The organism is Streptomyces sp. NPDC127084, from assembly GCF_042724175.1.
Lineage (GTDB): Bacteria > Actinomycetota > Actinomycetes > Streptomycetales > Streptomycetaceae > Streptomyces.
In genome coordinates, this window is record NZ_JBHXFA010000083.1 from 29,609 (window position 1) to 33,759 (window position 4,151).

A 4,151-nucleotide genomic window follows, 5' to 3' on the forward strand; every position below is an offset into this window, starting at 1 on the left:
GCGGCACCCCGGGTCTCACCGCTCCGCCGGGCGTACCGTCCTCGGCCCCGCGCACCGGGCTCCGAGTGCCCGTACCCGTTCGCACAGCGCGCGGTCGGCCGTGACCACCACGCAGTCCTGTCCGCTGTACAGGGCTGCCAGTTCCACGATCAGGTCGTCTCCGCTGCCGGTCGCCGAGTCCACCCGCACCCCGGGCACGGACCCGACACCCCGCGCGGCGCCCTCGACCACCAGGATGATCTCGTCGTCCCCGGCCCTCGACGCCAACTGGTCACGCAGCCGCTCGGCGGCACCACGGCGGTCCTTCCACCAGCCGTCGGGCACCGAGCCCACCACGTTCGCCCCGTCCACGATCAGCACCGCCACAAGGGGACATTACCGGGCCCGAGCGTCGAGGGCGCGGCGCAGGGCACGCGCTCAGCGGGCGGGCGAACCCGGCGGCGGGGACGGTGGGCGCTCTGCGGGTCGGGCCACCGGTGGACGGGCCGCCCGGTAGGGCGTCAAGACCTCAGTTCAGCAGGGACCGTGCCGCGTTCGCCCGTTGCCTGATCGTCTCCGCCGTGGCGGGCTCCACCGCGGAGACGATATCCGCGTACGCGTCCATCTCCGCCGCGCCCGTGAGGAAGTCGCCGCGCTGGACGAGCAGTTGGGCGCGCTCGAAGCGCAGGCGGGCCGGGTGCGAAGGAAGCAGCAGCGAGAGCTCGACGGCCCAGAGGGCCACGTCCGAGCGCTCCGGACGGGTGGCGGACCAGGCGCGGATGTTGTTGAGGACGCGCAGTACGATCTCCAGCGGCCCGGCCGGGACCAGCATCGAGGAGTCGAGCGGTTCGCCGGTCGCGCCGGCGACCAGCAGCTCGGCGTCCGCGCCGGTGAGCAGCCGGCCGCCCGCGAAAGGGTCGGCGAGCACCGGCTCGGACGGGTCGCCGAAGCCGACCACGAAGTGGCCCGGCAGGGCGACCCCGTACGCCGGTGCGCCCGCGCGGCGGGCGACCTCGAGCCAGACGACGGAGAGCAGGATCGGCAGCCCCCGGCGGCGGCGCAGGACCTCGGGCAGCAGCGAGGATTCCAGACGCTGGTAGCAGCCCGGGGTGCCGTGGAAGCCGCAGCGCTCGCCCAGCAGCGAGGCCAGTGCCGCCACCCATGCCTCCGGACCCCGGATGCCGTACGGCAGCAGTCCCGCGAGCCGGTCGAGCTCGATCTGTGCCGCGTCCAGACCGGTCTCGTCCAGCGCCGGGTCCGCCTCGGCCCCGACGAGCAGGCACAGCGTCGCGAGATCCGGCCGCTCGGAACGTGCCTCCTCGGCGAACCGGCTGCGCCACGGGTTGGCCTCGGGCGGTGGCGGGTGCATATGCGTCTCGTACCCGTTCAGGAAGATCAGGAGTGCTCGGAGATCCCGGTGGTGTCCCGGAAGTGGTGGTAGTGGTGATGGGTCGCGAAGCCCATCCCCTCGTACATCGCGCGGGCGGCGTCGTTGTCCGACTCGACCTGGAGCCAGGCCGCCGAAGCGCCCTCTTCCAGTGCCCGGCGCGCCAGCGCCGCCATCACGGCAGTCGCCAGTCCCTGTCTGCGGCGGGCCGGGTCGACCTCCACCGCCATGAAGCCCGCCCAGCGTCCGTCGACCACACAGCGGCCGATGGCCGCCGGCCCCCCGGGCTCGCCGGACGCCCCGGGCACGGTGGCGAACCACACCGAAGGCCCACTGGACAGCACCGCCCGTACATGGGGCCCGGAAACCCCGGGACCACTGGACCGCTGGTAGCGGCGCAGCCAGTCCCCGTCCACGGACCGGTCGAGCCGTACCCGGGACACGTCGGCGTCCAGGTCGCCGACCGCCGCGAGACCACCCACCCGCAGCTCCGTCGTCACCTCGCGCTCCCAGCCGCGCCGCTCCAGCTCCGCGCAGAGCGCCTCCTGGGTACCCTCGCCGCCCGTCGCCGGCTGTATGAAGGCGGGTAGCTCCCGTGCCCCGTACCAGGCCCTCACGCGGTCCAGCGCGGCATCCAGCGGCATACCCGGATCACCCAGCGGCAGTACCGAGTTCGCCCGCCGGGTGAACCCCGAGGCCGCCCGCAGCAGCCACTCGCCGAGCGGCTCGCTCTCGACCGGCTGCCAAGCCCGCGCCGAGATCCGCGCAAGCTCGTCGAACGACGCTGCCGGGAGTCCTCGCCGGCGCGCCGGAACCGACGGGACGACCTTGCCCGCGACCAGTGAGGATTCCGGGATTCGGACGATCTCCCCGGTCCTTCTTGTGATCACCAGCACACCCTCGTCCCAGGATGTGAGAACCCCGACCGCGTCCGTGAACGTCCCGCCGACACCACCGGCCTCGTCGAGCCTTCGTACAGATACTCGTTTTCCCACGTCAAGAGGGGTGATTCGGACCTCCCACCGTCCGCTCGCAGTGAATTCCACAGCTCCGTCCGCCCCTCCTGTTCGGATCATCCCCAGGAACGGAGATACTAGGTGCGGGCATCGACGACGCCGCGCTCCCGCGCAGCCCCGCGGCGAGCCGCAGAACGGACGCCGCGCCCTACCGAGGAGGAACGACAGCGTGACCTACGTCATTGCGCAGCCTTGTGTCGACGTCAAGGACAAGGCGTGCATCGAGGAGTGCCCCGTCGACTGCATCTACGAGGGCCAGCGGTCCTTGTACATCCACCCGGACGAATGCGTCGACTGCGGTGCCTGCGAGCCGGTCTGCCCGGTCGAGGCGATCTTCTACGAGGACGACACTCCGGAGGAGTGGAAGGACTACTACAAGGCGAACGTCGAGTTCTTCGACGAGCTCGGTTCGCCCGGGGGCGCCTCCAAGCTGGGTCTGATCGAGCGCGACCACCCCTTCATCGCCGCCCTGCCGCCGCAGAACGGCTGATAGTGCGATCACGGTCCCGTACGGTGCGTCCGCCGTACGGGACCGCGGCGTTTGCGTCGCACCTCTGTGCGAGTACGAGATCGAGAAAGTGAGCACCGTGTCCGCAGTCTCCTCGCGTCTCCCCGCATTCCCCTGGGACAAGCTGGAGCCGTACAAGGCGACCGCCGCCGCCCATCCCGACGGCATCGTCGACCTCTCCGTCGGCACGCCCGTCGACCCGGTTCCGGCCATCGTCCAGCAGGCCCTGATCGCCGCCGCCGACTCGCCCGGCTATCCGACGGTGTGGGGCACGGCGGCCCTGCGCGACGCCCTGGTGGGCTGGTGCGAACGGCGGCTCGGCGCGGTGTCGTTCACTCACTCGAACGTACTTCCGGTGGTGGGGTCCAAGGAGCTGGTCGCCTGGCTGCCGACTCAGCTCGGTCTGGGCGCCGGTGACACGGTCGCGTACCCGAGGCTGGCCTATCCGACGTACGAGGTCGGGGCCAGGCTGTGCGGCGCCACGCCCGTGGTCTACGACGATCCCACGAAGCTGGATCCGGCCGGGCTGAAGCTGCTGTGGCTGAACTCGCCGTCGAACCCGACCGGCCGGGTGCTGCCCAAGGGCGAGCTGACCCGGATTGTGGCCTGGGCGCGCGAGCACGGTGTGCTGGTGTTCAGCGACGAGTGCTACCTGGAGCTGGGCTGGGAGACCGAACCGGTGTCCGTGCTGCATCCGGACGTCTGCGGAGGTACGTACGAGGGCGTTGTCTCCGTCCACTCGTTGTCCAAGCGCTCGAACCTGGCGGGCTACCGGGCCGCGTTCATCGCCGGTGACGCGGCGGTGCTCGGCGAGCTGCTGGGGATCCGCAAGCACGGCGGCATGATGACGCCCGCGCCGGTACAGGCGGCGACCGTCGCGGCGCTCGGCGACGACACGCATGTCGGCGAGCAGCGGGCGCGGTACGCGGCCCGGCGTTCGGCGCTGCGTGAGGCACTGCTGGGGCACGGCTTCCGGATCGAGCACAGCGAAGCCAGCCTCTATCTGTGGGCGACCCGCGACGAAACCTGCTGGGACACCGTCGCCTACCTGGCCGAGCTGGGGATTCTGGTGGCGCCAGGGGACTTCTACGGGGCCGCCGGGGAGCGCTTCGTGCGGGTCGCCTTGACGGCGACGGACGAGCGCGTCGAGGCGGCGGTCAAGCGGCTGGGCTGAGGCCGCGAGAGCCGCGAGGCCGTGAACCGGCGAGGCCGCGGCGAGGCGTGCGGCATACGGAAGGTGCCCCGTGGAGCACGTGTGCTC

Annotated in this window: 5 protein-coding genes; 2 read left to right on the plus strand and 3 right to left on the minus strand. The window is 71.8% G+C overall.

The window, feature by feature from the left end; translation table 11 throughout:
* Positions 1–15: 15 nt before the first annotated feature.
* From ACFWI9_RS20045 to ACFWI9_RS20055, 3 genes are all read right to left on the minus strand, one after another.
* Positions 16–366: an NTP pyrophosphohydrolase gene (locus ACFWI9_RS20045; RefSeq protein ID WP_387163775.1), complete on the minus strand. Its 351-nt coding sequence runs from the start codon at positions 364–366 to the stop codon at positions 16–18.
* Between the two features lie 142 nt (positions 367–508).
* Entirely contained in the window at positions 509–1,348 is an 840-nt protein-coding gene (locus ACFWI9_RS20050; RefSeq protein ID WP_387163777.1) for a tetratricopeptide repeat protein, read from the minus strand.
* 26 nt (positions 1,349–1,374) lie between these two features.
* Complete coding sequence (locus tag ACFWI9_RS20055; protein WP_387163779.1) at positions 1,375–2,412, minus strand: GNAT family N-acetyltransferase; 1,038 nt, start codon at positions 2,410–2,412, stop codon at positions 1,375–1,377.
* A 139-nt stretch (positions 2,413–2,551) separates the two neighbouring features.
* Here ACFWI9_RS20055 and fdxA point away from each other — a divergent pair, with 139 nt between their 5' ends.
* On the plus strand, positions 2,552–2,872 hold the full coding sequence (gene fdxA, locus ACFWI9_RS20060; RefSeq protein WP_010474859.1) for a ferredoxin: 321 nt from the start codon (positions 2,552–2,554) through the stop codon (positions 2,870–2,872).
* 97 nt (positions 2,873–2,969) lie between these two features.
* Positions 2,970–4,064: a succinyldiaminopimelate transaminase gene (gene dapC, locus ACFWI9_RS20065; RefSeq protein WP_387163782.1), complete on the plus strand. Its 1,095-nt coding sequence runs from the start codon at positions 2,970–2,972 to the stop codon at positions 4,062–4,064.
* The last annotated feature ends 87 nt before the right edge of the window (positions 4,065–4,151 follow it).